Source organism: Acidithiobacillus sp. M4-SHS-6 (genome assembly GCF_047421495.1).
Taxonomy (GTDB): domain Bacteria; phylum Pseudomonadota; class Gammaproteobacteria; order Acidithiobacillales; family Acidithiobacillaceae; genus Acidithiobacillus.
This window is the reverse complement of the sequence record NZ_CP175559.1, coordinates 1,215,300-1,232,768: the sequence shown is the minus strand read 5'-3', so window position 1 is coordinate 1,232,768 and position 17,469 is coordinate 1,215,300. Positions and strand designations below refer to the sequence as shown.

Here is a 17,469-nt window from a genome sequence, read left to right as displayed (position 1 = left end):
TCTTCCTCTCAGTTGCGTGGGGACGGTGCTGCATTAGCTGGAACTTTCCTGGGACAATGCCTGCCTGCAATTACGCACCGATCCCCGCAAGGGGCGACCACCATCCATGCGGCCCTGGTCCAGCAGTATGGTTTCGGTGGCAGCCATTCCGCTGTCAAGCGATTGATCCGTCAGGTGCTTGCCGCCGAAGCGCCGCGTGTCACCTCCCGATTGACCTTCGCGCCAGGAGAGGCGGCCCAGGTGGATTTCGGTGCGGGCCCGCTGTTGGTCGACCCCAGAACCGGGGAGCTGCGCAAGACCTGGTTCTTCGTAATGACCCTGTGCTGGTCGCGACATCAATATGCCGAGTTCGAAATACGCACGATGCAGGTGAATCAGATCCGTGCCCTTATTGTATGCATTGGTGCCGATCTATCACAAGGTCGCCAGTGAGGACTGAATAAAGATGCGTCATGCGTTGGCTGATCGGAAGGCAAGGTATCCACCTATATGATGATGGCTGACGCGATTTGCCCAGCCTCCATGAAGATGTGCTACCGTTCATACCCCGTTTGGGGTGGGGCAAAACATAAAACCTTCTCATGTGCTGTCATGGAGAATCATGCGAGCGCAACGCAGAAAGTAAACCAAGAACAAAAAAGGACTGGCTTTTGTGCACAATCCCTTGTTTTATTTGGCTCCCCGGGACGGGCTCGAACCGCCGACCTAGTGATTAACAGTCACCCGCTCTACCGACTGAGCTACCGGGGAAAAGTGGGCGTATCCTAGCCTTCCCTTTGGATGGCGTCAAGAACAGCCTGAGGCAAACTTTACTCAACCAGAAACTCGATATGGATTCAGTCAAGACCGCACTTCTCAGTGAGAGGGATTCGCGCTAGACTTCGCCACAAAAATATTCACCGTGCGCTGCCTCGTCACACTTTATAATTAAATGATTTTTGGTGATCTAGCCTATGATGTTCCTGAAAAACCTGCCCACCGTGCGCGAACCGCGATTGTACATGGCATTGGAACGCACCTATCTAGGTTACTTTAAGCTGTTGTTTGTTTCTATTGGTACCGGACTGGTGTCCGAACGCCTTGCCGTTTTGTTTGTGTCCTTGCACTATGCCCGACTGGGGCATTTTTTTCATGAGCTTTTCAACCTATTAACCTGGCCCGCAATTTTTCTGATTTTTGTGGTAGGCTTTAACTTCATGTTCGATCTGAGACATATCGAAAAGGGACCCACTGTGGCAGCAAAAGAGATTATTGATCCCCGCATTTACATGGCCGCCGAACGTACTTTTCTGGCATGGGTACGAACGGGTATCGGCCTGATTGCTTTTGGTTTTGTGATCGAAAAGTTCGATTTTTTTCTGGAACAGCTATCCATCATGCTGCATACCAAACTGGTGATGGGTGAAGGGTTCTCGGGAATGGGCATTGTTTTCATCATTCTCGGTGCCACCAATCTGGTCATTGGCGGGGTCAACTTCATTCGCACCGTCAAGCGGGTAGATATGGGAGACTATCACGTCAACAAAATCTTGTATGGATTATATGGCGTCATCCTACTGGGTATTACCATTGTTCTGGCAGTCATGATCATTCGGGTATCCCTGTAGGCCATCAAGAAACGGCAATCAAAGCATCCTGATACGCCCAATAACAGGCATGAAACGGGAAATTTTCCGATCCCTTGCGGCCATTTCTCCACACCGGCAAACGACTGTTTGCGAGCATATCCAGACAGCTGCGGACACGCTGACCATATGGTGAAGCGGGAACCCCGGCATGACCTCCCCAGGCGATGATGACAGCGGCACTCATCGCCAACATTTTTTGAATCATGGCATCGTTTTCGGGGCCAATCACATAGGCGGCACCCTTCTCCAGCAAGGCCTTGCCGACTTCCTGACTATCGGTACCTCTTAACGCGAAAAGATTCAGAATATGCACACCGCCGCTCTCCGGAAAATTGCGCCAGACATATTCGCTGGCTGTGCGTACGGTTTTATCGGCTGCTGTCGCACTGGCACTGGAAGGATTTTTCAGAAATACCGCTATCATGGGACCACTGCGCTCCCTGAACGGCAAACTCAAGCCATACCGCCAAGTCCGGCAGGGTGAAAAATCCGCCTGAATACCGGCAACATCCACTGCCGGGGCATGTTGCACCGTACGTCCGATCCGCAAGGCACCCGGAGATATATGTTTTGTCATCCCACGATGATATCGGCAAATGAAGCCATACAGCAAACAGGATCTACTGCCAGGAAAACATTCCATTGGCAGCTTGATTCAAGAAGTCATTCTGCGTCGGCCCACAAGGATTCCAGACCATCCCCTGCCCCGCATTGAAAAACAGGGCAGCGACCCTTTATCATCCGGGTTACTCTCAACAAGCTGAGGATGGTGTCGTGCAAGATCTCACCCTAATACGTCCTGACGACTGGCATCTCCATCTGCGTGACGGAGTCACCATGGCATCGGTGCTGCATGACAGTGCCCGACGCTTTGCCCGAGCCATTGTCATGCCTAATCTGAAACCGCCCGTGACCACGGTGGATCAGGCCGACGCTTATCGTGACCGGATTCTGGCTGTGCTAGAAAAAGACGCCGCATTTCAGCCGCTCATGACCCTTTACCTGACTGACAACACCACGGCGAGTGAAATCGAAAAAGCCAAAAACAGTGGTTTCGTACACGCGTTAAAATACTACCCGGCGGGAGCAACCACCCATTCAGAAAACGGTGTCACTGACCTCAAACGGGTGTACAAGGTGCTCAAAGCCATGGAAAAGCACGACCTGCCTCTCCTTCTGCACGGCGAAGTCACCGATCCTGATGTGGATGTTTTTGATCGGGAAGCCGTATTTATCGAACGCCACCTCCAGCCTTTGATCCGGGATTTCCCGGGGCTCCGCATGGTCCTGGAGCACATCACCACCCGCACGGCCGCCCAGTTCGTGGCCGAGGCTGGACCGCACATTGCCGCCACCATTACCGTCCATCATCTGCTGCTCAATCGTAACGCGCTATTTGTGGGTGGCATCCGCCCCCACCATTACTGCCTGCCCATCCTCAAGCGGGAAAGCCACCGCCAGGCCTTGGTGCAAGCGGCGACCAGCGGCAATCCCCGCTATTTTCTGGGCACGGACAGCGCCCCACATCCCCGCCAGGACAAGGAATCGGCCTGTGGTTGTGCCGGCATCTATACGGCTCACGCCGCCATTGAACTGTATGCTGAAGTGTTTGAAACAGCCGGCGCCCTGGATCGTCTCGAAGCCTTTGCCAGCTTTCACGGTCCGGACTTCTACCGACTCCCCCGCAACCAAGACACGATCACTTTGGAAAAACACCCTTGGACAGTACCTGAAAGTCATGCCTGTGGAATGGATGTCTTGATCCCGCTGCGGGCAGGACAAGTCATGCATTGGCGGGTCAGGGATTAAGTGAATCCGCCAGCATCCAGCCCAAGGTCTGCTCCATGGGGATGTGCGTCAAGGGGCCGAGATGGGCTTGCAAGCGAGCTGCCGAACCCGACAGGCGCGGTACTTCATTGGCACGGATAAAGGCAGGGTTGACCCGCACTTCCAGGTTATGGCCGCTGATCTGCTCGACCATAGCCAGTAACTCGCGCAGGGAGTAAGCCTGCTCCGAGCAGACATTGAAGATCTGGCCGCAGACTTCCGCGCCGGCTTCCAGCAGCAGGTGGGCATAAATGGCCACCACATCGCGGACATCGGAAAAATCCCGGCTCACGTCCAGATTACCCAGTTCGACGACGGGTGCCCGGCGGCGGAAGTGGGAGACGATTTTGGGGATGAGGAATTTTTCATCCTGCCCGACCCCGGTATAGTTGAAAGGCCGGGTCATCACGATGGGCAAGCGTTCGCCCCAGGTACGCACCATATGCTCCATGGCCAGTTTGCTGCAGGCATAGTGGTTGACCGGTGCCGGGCAGATGGACTCATCGATGACTTCCACCCCGGGGGTGCCATAGACATTGGCTGAACTGGCCACCAGCACCCGTTGCGGCGGATGCGGCAGGGCGGCTAGGGCTTCCAGCAGATTGAGCGTGCCCAGCACGTTCACACGGTAGAACGCCTCGGCGTTGCCGTGCCCCACAAAAGACAGTGCCGCCAGATGCACGACATAGTCGGGCTGGGCCTGCAACACCGCCGCACGCACGGCGTCAGGATCGGTGAGGTCGCAGGCAAATTCCGGCACGCCATACCCCCGCGTCTGGAGCAGATCGACCATATAGCGCCCGGTGAAACCCGAGGCGCCGGTGACGAGGACCATCTTCAGAACGAAAACCCCTGCCGGACGCGCCGCAGGTCGGCCTCGACCATCATCTGGCAGAGGGCTTCCAGCGTGGTCCTGGGTTCCCAGCCCAGTGCATGGCGGGCCTTGTCGGGGCTGCCGATGAGCAGATCCACTTCGGCGGGGCGATAGAATTTGGGATTGACCCGCAGCACTTCCCGGCCAGGCTGCAAGACCTTCGCCATAGCCAGCCCTTCGGCAAGGGCCGTGGGGGATACCGTCGCGACCACACCCACTTCGTGCTCTCCTGCTCCCCGGAAATCCAGTGCCACGCCCAACGCCTTGAAGGCCATGCGGACGAAATCCCGGACCGATTCGGTGCGGCCCGTGGCCAATACATAGGTATCCGGGTGATCGGCCTGGAGGATGCGCCACATCCCCTCCACGTATTCCTGGGCATAACCCCAGTCACGCTTGGCGTCCAGATTACCCAGCTCCAGCACCTCCTGCTGGCCCAGGGCCATGCGGGCGACGGCGTCGGTGATCTTGCGGGTGACAAACTCGCGGCCGCGCAGGGGCGATTCGTGGTTGAACAAGATGCCGCTGCTGCCGAAGATGCCGTAGCTCTCGCGATAGTTCACGGTCATCCAGTGGGCGTAGAGCTTGGCAACGCCATAGGGACTGCGCGGGTAGAAGGGGGTGTCTTCGGTTTGGGGAATGGTCTGCACCTTGCCGAACATCTCCGAGGTGCTGGCCTGATAGAAGCGGATTTTCGGGTTGACGATGCGGATGGCCTCCAGCAGATGCACCGGCCCTACCCCGGTCATGTGGGCCGTGGCGATGGGCTGATCGAATGACACCCCCACAAAGCTTTGTGCGGCCAGGTTATACACTTCCGCGGCCTGGCTCTTCTCCAGCAAACGGATGGCCGCGCCCATGTCCGTCAGGTCATATTCCACCAGATGCAGGTTGGGGTGCCCCGCAATGCCCAATTCGTCGATGCGCCAGATGTTCACCGAACTGGTGCGGCGATAGGTGCCGTACACGGTATAACCTTTGTCCAGCAGCAGATGGGCGAGATAGGCGCCGTCCTGGCCGGTGAGACCGGTAATGATGGCCGTTTGCTTCATTCAGATTCCCCTTGCAATAGTTTCTTAATTCATCCAAGGCAGGATATATCAAAATATATCCTCAAGATACAACCGCTACATAAGGTAGCTTTGGCTTGAGGGAAAAGAGCGTTCGCTTTTACCCAAAAAAGTGACGGGCGCTGAACAGCCTGACATATCCACACTGACAATGCTAGAGAGCTCTAGGCCCAGAGGGTCTTGAGCACGCAGCGTTTTCCTGTTTGAGGCGTCAGATTCAGGCCGTAGGGGCAAGAGCCTCGGCGCGGCCATAGATGTCATCAAAGCGGACAATATCGTCTTCACCCAGGTAGGCGCCGCTTTGCACTTCGATGAGCACCAGATCGATCATGCCCGGATTTTCCAGGCGATGCTGACAACCCGCAGGAATATAGGTGGACTGATTGGTCATGATGAGCTTTTCTTCCTGGCCATTGACGATACGGGCGGTACCGGAAACCACAATCCAGTGCTCGCTACGGTGATGGTGCATCTGCAGAGAAAGCTTCTCGCCCTTTTTGACGATAATGCGCTTGATCTTGAAATATTCGCCCTCTTCGAGGGTGGTGTAGGTTCCCCAGGGACGGTGAACGGTGGTATGGAGATCGACGGTGCTGTGTTTGCGGGATTTGAGGCGCTCGACAATGGTTTTGACTTCCTGATCGCGGCTGCGGTCAGCTACCAGCAGTGCATCGGGAGTGTCCACAATCAGAATGTCTTGCAAGCCGAGAACGGCAGTGAGCCGATCGGGGCTTTGCACGACACAATTCCGGGTATCGACCAGCACACAATCGGGAGCGTGGACCTGATTGCCGTCTTCATCCTTGGCGATCAGGGTACCGTAGCCACTCCAGGCACCCAGATCATTCCAGTCAAAGCCTGCTTCGACCACAGCCACATTGGGTGCTTTTTCCATGATGGCGTAATCGATGGAAATATCCGGGGCCTGTTTGAAGTCGCTGCCCAGTTCCCAGGTGTCGCCGTTACGGCTGGCAGCGTCCATGGCACTCTGGACCGTTTCCAGCACTTCCGCGGCATATTGTTGCAGGGCGCTGAGCAGACTATCGGCGCGCATGCAGAACATGCCGGAGTTCCAGAGATAATGACCGCTGTCGAGATAATCCTGGGCGGTATGCTGATCGGGTTTTTCGACAAAGCGGGTGACCTGATAGCCCCCATCCAGTGCAGTACCCTTCTGGATGTAGCCATAGCCGGTTTCCGGGGCAGCGGGGGTGATGCCAAAAGTGACGAGATAGCCTTGTTCGGCGAGATCGGCCGCCTTTGTGACCGCATCGACAAATTGGGACTGGTCCTTGATCAGATGGTCCGAGGGCAGCACCAGCAGCATACTGTCCGGCCCGGCGACTTCCTGCGCCCAAAGGGCAGCGGCGGCCATGGCGGGACTGGTGTTGCGTCCGGCAGGTTCGAGCAGGTAATGGACGTTATGGATGGTCTGGCCGTGAATACGCGCGCATTCGGCAAAGGTGTCGCGGGTCAGGAAGTAGTAATCGCGATTGGTGACGGTCAGCAGGGGTGCATCGCCCTTGATGTCGATGACCCGGCGCAGGGTTTTCTGGATGAGACTTTCGCCGTCGGGCAGGGTCACAAAAGGTTTGGGGAAAGACTTGCGGGACAAGGGCCACAGGCGGGAACCAGTGCCACCGGAAAGAATGACGGGTACGATGCGCATCATCTGTGTCCTCATTGCGGGTAAATCTGCCGTGGATGACCAATGCATTTTTGTTCGGGTCATATTGCCTGAAACAACTCTGATAATGCAAGTTTATGGGCTAGGTTTTCCCACCTGCCAGAGCAGGTCTTGCCACTGGGGCAGGATTTTTTCGGGCAGATAGCGGGCGCTTTGGGTGGCGCCGGCAGTTCGCAGGGATGCCCGTACGGTACTGGCATCTTCATGGTAAATCATCTGCCGCAGGACCTGCACCAGACTGCCTGTATCGTAGGGATCAAAGTAGCGGGCGGCATCCCCGTACACTTCCCGATGTACCGGAATATCCGAGGCAGCCACCACTCCGCCGCAGCGCATGGCTTCCACCCCCGAAAAATCAAAACCTTCTCCCACACTGGGGCAGACCGTCACCACCGCCTGCCGGAACAGCAGGCGTAAGGCATCGGCGGGCACACTATGCAGTAAAAACAGGCTGCCCTGCTCAATCCAGGGCAGAAAACCCTCCAGAGCGGTTTGATAATCCCAGCCAATATGCCCCACGATGATCAGTTTGAGCCCAGGGTCTACCATGCTGCGCAAGGCCTCCCAGCCTTCCAGCAGACGGCTGTGATTTTTACGCGGCTCTACCGTGGATACCATCAGCACAAAGCGGCTGTCCGGACCTAATGCGTCGGCATAAAATCGGGCTTTTTCTTCTTCACTGTCAAATTGACGGGAAAGTTTGTAGACCTTGAATTTATCTTTCTTCCCTTTGATTTTTCCCTCGAATTCGCCGTGCAAATGGCGGCGGACAATACCCGGAATGCGTTCTGGCTCGGGTTCGGCGGGAAAATAATGGCTGGGCAGCATGTTGTGAATGGTATGGGCCAATGGCTCGGCTTCGGGAAAAAGATTGAGCAGATCCCTGCGGGTTGCATCCGATACACAGGCAAAATGCGCCCCTGCCCGCACGTTGGCTGCCATGGCCTGAAAATGACTGGCCTGATGAAAGGCCCGGTCCGAGATGGTGTGGGGCATCAGCATCGGAATGGCATCATGATAATGGACGATCAGCGCCGTACCCCTGCTCACCTGCGCCGGGAAAGGGGTCTGGGCAATCAATACATCCACGCCCTGGGTGTTCAGGCGAGGATAGCGAGAGCGCAAGGACAATTGCGACCGCTCAATCCCCACCAGATGCATATGCCGCCAGGGATAGGCGCAGACCCGATAATCACCGCGCAGCACCGGTTCCCGATCCGCCGCTGGCAAGCTCAGTCCATACAACTCCTGCCAGACAAAGTCCCGGAAATATCGGGTTTCAAAATGTCCCAGGGGAATCGCACCCATGCCCGTCCAGGCCTTCCAGCGCAGGCGCCAGCCCTGGGCAAAATTTTCCAGCCACTCACTGACATCGCCTTTCCAATCCACCGCGGTGCGCCCCTTCAGGGCGACCACGACCCGCGCAAAACGATGTACCCGCTCCGCCTCGCTCAGCACCTTGTGACCGTACACCCCGCCCCGCACACTGCGCTTGGACATCTGCAGCAAACCCGATAATTCCACATCGGGCAGGCTGGCCAAAACGCCATACAAAATGCGGGTTTCCTGGGGAATACCGTAAAAGCCATCCAGGGCCGGGCGCATTTCCATGAGAACGCGCAGAGTTTTTGGTGTTCTATTCATAAGTTACCAAATGGCATGTAGATAATGTATGGCGTTACACGGCAATATGGGCTGGGACAACGGGTCGCTCCAACAATCCGTAATTGCCGTCCTCCTGCAAAGCAAAAAAACGCTCCAGAAACTGGCGGGCGGTGGCATTGCGCCCGGTATCCACCCAGCGGGCTTTCAGTATGGGGGCTGCCGGATTTTCTGCCAACACTCGGGCCAGCAATACCTCTTCCAGACCCAGTCCAAAAACCCGGCAGGAGAGCACCATTTGCCACAAATAACGGGCTTTCAGCAAGGCTACCGCGACCAGACCATGTTTAGCCAGATGGTCGCTGGCCTGCAGTACCCACAAATGCCCCTCATCTGCCAGAAAACCCTCCAATTCGGCAATGGTCCAGCGCTGGCCTGTGGTATTAAACTGATTGGTCCGGTTCAAAAGCTCCAGGGCGCGGTCAAAGCCTGTATCGCTAGGGGTCATCTGGCGAATATCCGCCCGCAACTGCAAATCACGCAGGAAACTCTCCCGATCACTGGACAACATGGCCTGATCGCGCTCGATTTTAGCCTGCAACAATTCCGTGCGGCGAGCGGCTTCTTCGCTCAACTTCGGCATCTGAAATGGAACCCCATAAAGCAAATCCATCCGCCATCCCTGGGGATCACCCGTCAGGGTCCGCAGTTGTGGAAAAACGCGCTGGACCTCGGCAATTTCCAGAGGATTATCATCAATGAACAAGGCGTGTTCGGGCAGGATATTCAGTTCGGCCAAAATCTGGCGGATATTTTCGGATTTGGGCTGCCAGTTGATGTGAATACTGGCGAAATCTTCCCATCGTAAGCGGCCAAACCAGACTTGCTTGAAATGGATTTCGGTCTGGACCGCATCATTTTTGGAGCAAATGGCCAGCAGAATGCCCCGTGCCTTGCAGGCCAACAACGCTTCGGCATAGCCCAAGGGCCAGCCTTCGGTCACTTCTACAGGAATAATTTCTTCCGCCTCGGCCAACACGCCTTTCCAGAGCGTGTTATCCAGATCGGTGATAATGAGCTTGACCTGCTGGTTTCCCCGCAAAATCTGCAGTGCCGCCTGTGTTTTTTCCAGGACGCCCAGGTGAATCAAATCCCCTTGGGGGGTGTTCAGAATTCCGCCATGGGAATAATGCGAAACATCACCATCATAAGCCTGGCTATCCCCATAATGCAGACGCAGATCATTGATTTCCAAATAAAAGGCGTTCCGCTTTTCAGCAAGCCCCGACTCAAAGACATCATTCAGCCCCCGCACCAAAGCATAAAGACTGTTTTGACGATTCACCCTTAGTAACCCGTTGATTTGCGGAGGCGGCTCCAGAAAACCCAAGAAAAATACCGGAAGTTCTTGCGGCAGCGCGCCCCGAACTTTTTCTACCTGGGCCAGCAGTTGCTGCCGGGTCCGATCCTGCAGGGAAGCCCAATCGACATCTGGGCGCAAATGAAACAAATCGCCCTCCCCGGCCTCCACTACCTGGCCCAGCAAGGAGCGCAAGGTAAATTGCACCAAGACCAGGTCAAAATCACGAGCTGCCAGCTCAGGAACAGGATCATGATAGCCGGAGTCCATCAGATAATGCTGAACTGGCCAATCCAAAGCCAATGCGGTCTGCAATAAACCTTCCAACAAACAGGTGCCCAGCAGGGCCACACGCGGCTTGCTGGCCTCGGCAAAACGGCGCAGCGAAGACACTGGGGAATAATGCTCTTGCATTTCCGTGCGCATCAAAAGGCCAATGCGCTCCTGCCGATCCTGATACAAGCGGGCTTCCTGAGAATTTTTCAGCGCCCGAATCACCTGCCCTCTGCCGCCCGGCGACTGCATACACGGCAGATAATACTCCCTACCGATGGGGTCTGTAGGCCGTCCCAGAACCTTCTGATAGATTGCTTCCAAAAAGGCCACGTCCTCCAGATGGCTCAGTTCCGCAAGCTCCGGAGAACTCCACTGGTCGCGCCAGCGCTGCCACCAACCTGGTTTGCGCGGAGAGGTCACCGATTCACATATTCGTGTAGTAGTGGACGGCTTCGTCGAGGTCTTCAATCACTCGCAAACGTCCGTTTTCGAGAATGGCGGCGTGATCGCAATTACCCCGAATCAGATCCACATGGTGCGACACCAGAACCATGGCTTTGCTTTCCCGGCGCTTCAGTTCTTCCTCACAGCGACGGTTGAAGCGTGCGTCCCCCACCGAAATCACCTCATCCACCAGATAACAGTCAAAATCCACCGCCATGCTGATGGCAAAGCTGAGGCGGGAATTCATACCGGAAGAATAACTTTTGACCGGCTCATCCAGATAAATGCCCAGTTCGGCAAAATCTTCCACTTTGGCCACTGTTTCCATGACATCCACCCCATACACCCGCGCGATGAGGCGGGCATTATCCCGACCCGTCAGGCTTCCCTGAAAGGCACCGCCAAAAGCCAGTGGCCAAGAAACCGTCATCCCCCGCTGGATAGTCCCTGAATCGGCCCGCAAGGAACCGCTGATAATCTGGATGAGCGTCGATTTACCCGCACCATTGGGGCCCATGATACCCCAGCGCTCGCCGGGGTGAATATGCAAGGATATATCATCCAGCACTACGCGCATATTCCGCCCGTGGTGAATGGGAAAAGATTTCCGGATCTTATCCAGAACCAGGCTGTTTTCATGCATAAGAAAATATCGGCTCCAATGCTAGGCTTGTTGATTTATTCTATCATCCAGCGTCGTTAGAGGAACACTGTGTAGCCAATCCAGCGCCCGCACCCCAAGCTCTTCGACGGCGATTTCCGGGTGTTGGGGCGTGGCGTCGGGATGTCGGGAGGACCAGAGCCAGTAGTCGGTGCGGCCATCGGTAAAATGCCGTGCGGCGTAGAGTTCTTCCAAGATGGGGACATGGTCGCCATAAAAGCCGAGCATGCTGGGCCGGGACAGTTTGGGCAATTCGCCCATGAATTGTTGGAGCATGGCACCCGCGTTGCGGACGTGACGCAAGTATATGGCGAGATCATCGGCGCTGACTGGGGGTTCCTGGAGGAGCAGGATTTTCTTTTCTTCGGCGCTGACGGTTTCCAGATGCAGGGGTCCGTGGTTTTCCATGGTGATGATGAATATAAAAGTGGGCTGGGTGGCGCCTTGCAAGATTTCCAGAGTCTTGCTCGCTACCGCCAGATCGCCGGTGTAAGGGCCGCTGCGGTCTGCAGGCGTAAAGTCGGCGACATCGATGAATGTATCGAAACCCAACAGCGGATAAATGGTATTGCGGGCATAGAAGCTGGAGGGATAGGGATGGATGCAGACCGTGCGATAGCCCTGGGCCTTGAGCCGCCAGGCGAGGCTGGGCAGGGGCCGACGGGCCAGAAAGCGGTAAGGCTGAAACTGATGAATGCCCAAACTCGCCGGTGACCATCCCGTCAACAGGCTGAATTCGGTGCGGATGGTGTTGGCCCCCCAGGGGGGAACCCGGATCTGCCCGCTTTGCACGCAATGGCGACTGGCCGCATCAAAATCCTTGAACACTTCCGGGGCGATCTGCGGCCAGAGGCGGCGGATATCAAAAAAAGACTCACTTTGCACGATCACCAGATGGCCCGATGATGGATCATCGGATGGGCCGGACGCGGGCAAGCCCCCGGGATTATCCAGCGACTGAACCGAGAGATGGGGTTCGGAGAGCGGCCCAAAGGGCCGGGCCGGAGGCACCACAACGGCAGCCCGCTCGGCCCAGCCATATTGCCAAAGGCTGGGAGCAAAACCCATGTCGCGAATATCTTTGCCAGGCTGGAGGCTCGGGGCATCGGACCAGCGGGTACCCATCCAGAGCAGTCCTGCGGCGACCAGCAAGGCGAGGCCGTTATATTTCAGAAACAGGGGCCAGGACATTTGCGCGGTCAGCGGAGGCTCGGCCCAGAGGGCGGCAGCAATGACCGCTACCGCGATGAGACCCAGGGCCATGGCCCGCCACAGTCCCAGAAAAGGCAAATACAGGCGGGGATGCTTGATGGCATCGGTGAAGTATTCAAAATCCATGAATACAAAGGGCTCCCGGAGGCTGGCTTCCTTGGCATTACCCACCAGGACTACCGTCAGCCAGGCACCCAGAGCAGCCAGTGCGGCAAATATGGGACGTTGCACCAGCAGCAGCAACAGGGTGAACAACAACAGCCACAGACCCAGCTGGATCAGATAGGTCCACACCTTGCGCCCCAGCGATCGCGGGCGGGGATGCACCAGAGCCTCGACCGCCAGGGAAGCGAGACCGCCGATTCCCAGACACCAGGGCCAGAGCAGTTCAGTCATGGTGCCCGCTGTAGCCCATCAGACCAACAATCCAGACGGAAATACTGGCAGGAAGGACTGCCAGCCACCAGGTGCCAAAATTGAGGGGAAAGGGAAAACTGATGCGCGCCTTGTTACGCGCCAGACCGTTGCGAATGAGGGCAGCGGCACGCGGGGGCTGCATCAAAAAAGGCTTGGGACCGGGCATTTCCCGACACATGGCCGAATCTACATAACCGGGCATGATGACGGTGACCCCGACCCCCTCTTTGGCCAGCCAGCCGCGCAGGGCTTCACCATAGGCCTTGATGGCCGCTTTGGAAGCGCAGTAGCTGGGGGTGACGGGCAGCCCGAAGTATCCGGCCAATGAGCTCATCAGCGCGATCTGTCCGGCATGGCGCTGGCGCATGGCCGGCAGGACGGCATCCACCAGCACCCGGGTTGCCTGCAGATTGACGGCCATCAGAGCTTCAGCTTCTTCCCAGACTTCGCCGGACTCATCGGGGCCGGTATTGATGTTCACTCCGGCATTGGCTATCACCAAATCCAGGGGGCCTTCTTTTTCACAATCGGCCACCCATGCCCGCAAGGTGGCGCTGTCACGCACGTCAAAACTACGTTGGGTGACTGTGGCCCCAAGATTCTGGGCGGCCTGGACGATGTTTTCCAGTTTGGTACGATTGCGGCCATGCAAATGCAGGGCTACGCCGGGTTGAGCGTAGGCGGTGACGAGGGCGGCGCCAATGGCGCTGGTGGCTCCGGTAAGGAGGATGGTTTGCGGAGATCGTTGCGGCATAAGAGTTCCTCTATGGGGGACTGTGATAATTCCAGGCGTTCGACGGCAGTATCCAAGGCCAGTTGTATGCCGGTATCGCAATAAAAGCCGCCATTGATCTGGGTCGTATGAATCAATACCCGGCGAAAGGCCGACCAGAGCACCGGGTCGGGGCCTTCTGGGTCTTGCCAGAACTGGGCCAGACTTTGCTGACTGGTGAGACCGGGGACATTGTACACCGGGTTGGCGAGGGTGATCACCGGCTTTCCCACTTTCAGCGCCCAGGTGCCGACGGTGCTGTTAATAGTCACCACTCCGGCACAATGCTCCAGGAACAGCTCGAGATTGCCGTAATCATAGTAGTGAACGCGATCGGCAATGCCGAGTTTCAGGGCAATATCCTGCACAAAATTTTCGTAGGGTAAGATGCCGGGGTCCAAGGGATGATTTTTGACCACCAGATGCAGGCTTTGATCCGCATATTGTTGGAAAGAATAGAGACTCTGCCGGATGAATTCATAGGTATCGCAAAAAGCTGAATGGCAGGTGATCTGACTATCACTGTAGAGTTGCAGAGGTAACAGAAAAAAAGGTTGCCCTCTTTCGACAAAGCGATAATTGCGTGCCAGGTCGCTTTTGAGGCGGTGGCGCACCTTGGGATAGCGCCGTATGTACCAGAAATATTCGCGCACCGGATGCACCGGAGCATGGTGACGATAATGACGAAAGGCAAGCGGATTGAGAATATCGCCACTGTGGTAGAGCACATCATGAATGGCACGCATGCGGAAATTGCCCAGAAAGGGCTGGCTGGCATCGGGTATGGGCACGCGCTTCACCACCTCCCGATACCAGTCCGGGTCCTTGGGAAGCTGGGAGTGGCCATTGACCCCACCACGTTCCAGGGTCAGCCAGTAGGGCCGCAAATAGCCTTCTTCAAACACATGCACCGTAATGCCCAGCACCTTGGCCAGGGGGTGTACAGCCAGATGCACCGGACGCTGATCACCAAACAACACCACATCGGTGACCTGCTCGCGACGAAGATGCTGTTCCAGAAACGCCGAAAGCTGCTCCGGCCGACCATGAAAACGGGTCGCTTTGCGCGGGAACCAGTACACCAGATCTCCGCCGCAGAACTGGATTTTTTGCACCCTATGTCCGCGCTGCAGCAGGCGATCCGCCAGTCGCGCGAAAAATGGGCTGGCTACTCCTTGCAGGAACAGGAAATGTTTCATCGCACCCCCACGACCTGACGCAGCAGTAAACGAAAAGCCTTGCGCCAGAAGGATAGATGATAATCGCTGCTGCCATTACGTTGGGCATGCAATGCCAGTACGGCCTCTTCAGGGCTACAGAGCCGCTGTTCCTGGGGATGAATGTAGCGAGGATAGAGAATCAATGCGGCTGCGACCAGGGCATCCAGACTGAGCTTACGCTGTCGCCGGGGAATGGGCTGCAGGTCCGTGGTCAGTCCCCAACCCGCAAAAAAAGGATTGCCGTAACAGGTCACGGGGATATTGCGGAGCAACGCCTCGAACCCTGCTGCAGAAGTCATCACATGCACCTCATCCACCTGGGTCAGCAGGTGATGCATGCTGACATCTTCAACAACCTCGTCACAGAACAGCTTGACCTGGGCCTCCTCGGCGCCCGGACGACGCAGTCCAGCGTGGACATCCGGGTGGGGTTTATAGACGATGTAGGCGTCGGGATGCCGCTCTCGCACCTGGCGCAGCAGGTCCAGATTACTCCGGGTCTCGGCACTGCCCAGGGCAATACTGGCATCACTTTCCACTTGGCCAGGCACGAGGATGACCGTGCTCGGCGGGACGAGCGACGCCGAGGCTGGCGCAGTTGCTGGCACTTTGCCAGGGGAGGCGCTGGCCGAAAGCAGCGCTGGACGTTGCCAGCCGCCCTGCCCCACATTGTATTTGGTGAGCCCCAGGGTCACGATCTGCGCCCGCAAGGCCCGGGCGCGCTCCAACAGTGCGGCATCAAGATCATGAGTGGCGAGCAGCTGTTCCAGGTCCGAAGGCTGGCTGGCGTCGTAATACAGGCCACTGCGGTCAAAACAATAGGACAGGGGGGCGATCAAATCCGCGCCCAGACCGATGGAGCGCAGAAATCCATCCTCGACCCGAATGACGGGATGACCCGCCGGAGCATTGTGCGTGCCCCAGAGCAGCAGGGTCGCCCCCGCCGGAGCCTGACGTACATGGCGGATAAAATACAGGCGACACTCCGGCAGAAACGCTCGTAACGGTCCCTGTTTCCAGGCCGAGAAAGCGACGGCATATAACTCGGCGGGCATGTTTCCTGGCGCAGTGGTGATGGGTTGGTTCTCCTAGGAAATATGGGTCTTCAAGGTGCTCAGGCTGTATTGAAGTTCTTCAAGAGTATGCTCGACGTTCAGGAAAAAGCGCAGGCGCGCCTGCTTTTCCGGAACCGCCGGATAGAGGATGGGCTGCACATGCACCCCCTGCGCCAGCAGGGCGGCGGAAAGGCGCACGGCCTGCAGGGAGTTGCCGACAATCAGGGGCGTAATGGCGTAGCCGGTACTCAGTCCCGTATCCATCTGCAGTTGTCGGGCGGCTTCCAGAAAATAGCGCCCCCGTTCTTGTAGGGTTCTGACCCGTTCCGGTTCGTTTTTGAGGATATTCAGGGCGGCGAGGGCGGCGGCAGCCAAGGGAGGAGCCAAGCCCACGCTGTACAGAAAACCTGGGGCAAGATAGCGGAGATTGTCGATCAAAGCCTGCTCTCCGGCGATATACCCCCCGCAAGCGGCCAGGGTTTTGCTGAGGGTACCCATCCAGATATCGACTTCGTGAGGATCTACGCGAAAATGCTCGGCAATACCCCTGCCCGTAGCCCCCATGACCCCAAAAGAGTGGGCTTCGTCCACCATCAGCCAGACCTGATGCCACTTTTTCAGGGCGATGAGCTGCGGCAGGTCAGGGAAATCGCCATCCATGCTGTACATGCCTTCCACCACGATGAGTACCCGTTCGGCCTTGCGGCGCTGCTGCTGCAGCAGGGTATCCAGGGCGGCCAGATCGTTGTGGGGAAAGCTCAGGCGCTGGGCGCCGGACAGCAGCGCCCCCTGGATAATGCTGTTATGGACATATTCATCGTGCAGAATCAGGTCGCGGGGACCGAGCAGGTGGCCGATGGTCGTGACATTGGTGGCATGGCCGCTGACCAAAGTCAGGGCATCATCCACCCCGTAAAAATCCGCCAATGACTTTTCCAGTTGGCGATGCAATGGCCGCTCTCCGGCCACGATCCGGCTGGCGGATACGGAGCTGCCGTATTGGGTAATGGCGGTCTGGGCGGCGTTATTCACCTCGGGGTGTCCGGAAAGTCCGAGATAGTTGTAACTGCCAAAGTTGATGACCTGGCGACCGGCAATAGCGCTATGGGCTCCGGCAGTCCCTTCATGTACATGAAAAAAAGGGCTCGTGACGCCAAAGCGCTCCGCCCCTTCGCGCAGCAGATGTATCTGCTGATAACCGGGCTGGCGGTCAAAACGGGTGAAGGCTTCGGGAATGTCTTCCCGCACTGCTCCGTCAACGCGGGGTGGGGCGTCATGGATGTTTTGCAGACGCTGTTCCAGACCCTTCTGGATGAGCTTTTCCTTGAGTTGGGTAGCGAAATTGCGATCCGTTTTGGTCATTT

General features: G+C 57.0%; 15 protein-coding genes and 1 tRNA gene. 3 read left to right on the top strand and 13 right to left on the bottom strand.

The features are described 5' to 3' along the window. The first annotated feature begins 12 nt into the window (after nt 1-12). Complete coding sequence (locus tag ACJU26_RS06285) at nt 13-432, top strand: hypothetical protein (RefSeq protein WP_414041655.1); 420 nt, start codon at nt 13-15, stop codon at nt 430-432. Nucleotides 433-674: 242 nt separating this feature from the next. On the opposite strand, the gene ACJU26_RS06280 is transcribed toward ACJU26_RS06285, so the two are convergent. Continuing rightward, nucleotides 675-750, bottom strand: a tRNA-Asn gene (locus ACJU26_RS06280). Between the two features lie 203 nt (nt 751-953). Here ACJU26_RS06280 and ACJU26_RS06275 point away from each other — a divergent pair. Further along, on the top strand, nt 954-1,607 hold the full coding sequence (locus tag ACJU26_RS06275) for a YidH family protein (RefSeq protein WP_414041654.1): 654 nt from the start codon (nt 954-956) through the stop codon (nt 1,605-1,607). A gap of 4 nt (nt 1,608-1,611) precedes the next feature. Here the strand turns inward: ACJU26_RS06275 and ACJU26_RS06270 are convergent, their stop codons facing one another. Then, nucleotides 1,612-2,205 carry a DUF1643 domain-containing protein gene (locus ACJU26_RS06270; protein ID WP_414041653.1) on the bottom strand — a complete coding sequence of 198 codons (594 nt, stop codon included), beginning with the start codon at nt 2,203-2,205 and terminating at the stop codon, nt 1,612-1,614. Between the two features lie 197 nt (nt 2,206-2,402). On the opposite strand from ACJU26_RS06270, the gene pyrC reads away from it, so the two are divergent. Further along, nucleotides 2,403-3,437 carry a dihydroorotase gene (gene pyrC, locus ACJU26_RS06265; protein WP_414041652.1) on the top strand — a complete coding sequence of 345 codons (1,035 nt, stop codon included), beginning with the start codon at nt 2,403-2,405 and terminating at the stop codon, nt 3,435-3,437. Here the strand turns inward: pyrC and ACJU26_RS06260 are convergent. The 11 genes from ACJU26_RS06260 to ACJU26_RS06210 all read right to left on the bottom strand — a co-directional run bounded on the left by ACJU26_RS06260 (nt 3,427) and on the right by ACJU26_RS06210 (nt 17,467). Further along, nucleotides 3,427-4,290, bottom strand: coding sequence for a GDP-mannose 4,6-dehydratase (locus tag ACJU26_RS06260; protein WP_414041651.1), 864 nt, complete (start codon nt 4,288-4,290; stop codon nt 3,427-3,429). The two genes, pyrC and ACJU26_RS06260, sit on opposite strands and share 11 nt — an antisense overlap. A 2-nt stretch (nt 4,291-4,292) precedes the next feature. Next, on the bottom strand, nt 4,293-5,381 hold the full coding sequence (gene gmd, locus ACJU26_RS06255; protein WP_414041650.1) for a GDP-mannose 4,6-dehydratase: 1,089 nt from the start codon (nt 5,379-5,381) through the stop codon (nt 4,293-4,295). A 235-nt stretch (nt 5,382-5,616) separates the two neighbouring features. Continuing rightward, nucleotides 5,617-7,068 carry a mannose-1-phosphate guanylyltransferase/mannose-6-phosphate isomerase gene (locus ACJU26_RS06250; protein ID WP_414041944.1) on the bottom strand — a complete coding sequence of 484 codons (1,452 nt, stop codon included), beginning with the start codon at nt 7,066-7,068 and terminating at the stop codon, nt 5,617-5,619. Between the two features lie 93 nt (nt 7,069-7,161). Continuing rightward, nucleotides 7,162-8,730: a glycosyltransferase family 4 protein gene (locus ACJU26_RS06245; protein WP_414041649.1), complete on the bottom strand. Its 1,569-nt coding sequence runs from the start codon at nt 8,728-8,730 to the stop codon at nt 7,162-7,164. A gap of 34 nt (nt 8,731-8,764) precedes the next feature. Beyond that, nucleotides 8,765-10,744, bottom strand: a complete 1,980-nt coding sequence (locus tag ACJU26_RS06240) for an HAD-IIIC family phosphatase (RefSeq protein ID WP_414041648.1) — start codon at nt 10,742-10,744, stop codon at nt 8,765-8,767. A 4-nt stretch (nt 10,745-10,748) separates the two neighbouring features. Further along, a complete protein-coding gene (locus tag ACJU26_RS06235) occupies nt 10,749-11,411 on the bottom strand; it encodes an ABC transporter ATP-binding protein (protein ID WP_414041647.1) in 663 nt (220 codons plus the stop codon). A gap of 21 nt (nt 11,412-11,432) precedes the next feature. Next, nucleotides 11,433-13,037 (bottom strand): LTA synthase family protein, encoded by a 1,605-nt coding sequence (locus tag ACJU26_RS06230; RefSeq protein WP_414041646.1) that lies wholly within the window; start codon nt 13,035-13,037, stop codon nt 11,433-11,435. Further along, nucleotides 13,030-13,812: an SDR family NAD(P)-dependent oxidoreductase gene (locus ACJU26_RS06225; protein WP_414041645.1), complete on the bottom strand. Its 783-nt coding sequence runs from the start codon at nt 13,810-13,812 to the stop codon at nt 13,030-13,032. Before ACJU26_RS06225 ends, ACJU26_RS06230 begins: the two co-directional genes overlap by 8 nt. Then, entirely contained in the window at nt 13,719-15,029 is a 1,311-nt protein-coding gene (locus tag ACJU26_RS06220; protein ID WP_414041644.1) for a capsule biosynthesis protein, read from the bottom strand. Before ACJU26_RS06220 ends, ACJU26_RS06225 begins: the two co-directional genes overlap by 94 nt. Continuing rightward, on the bottom strand, nt 15,026-16,105 hold the full coding sequence (locus ACJU26_RS06215; RefSeq protein ID WP_414041643.1) for a beta-3-deoxy-D-manno-oct-2-ulosonic acid transferase: 1,080 nt from the start codon (nt 16,103-16,105) through the stop codon (nt 15,026-15,028). Before ACJU26_RS06215 ends, ACJU26_RS06220 begins: the two co-directional genes overlap by 4 nt. A 33-nt stretch (nt 16,106-16,138) precedes the next feature. Then, nucleotides 16,139-17,467, bottom strand: coding sequence for an aminotransferase class I/II-fold pyridoxal phosphate-dependent enzyme (locus tag ACJU26_RS06210; RefSeq protein ID WP_414041642.1), 1,329 nt, complete (start codon nt 17,465-17,467; stop codon nt 16,139-16,141). Nucleotides 17,468-17,469: the final 2 nt, after the last annotated feature.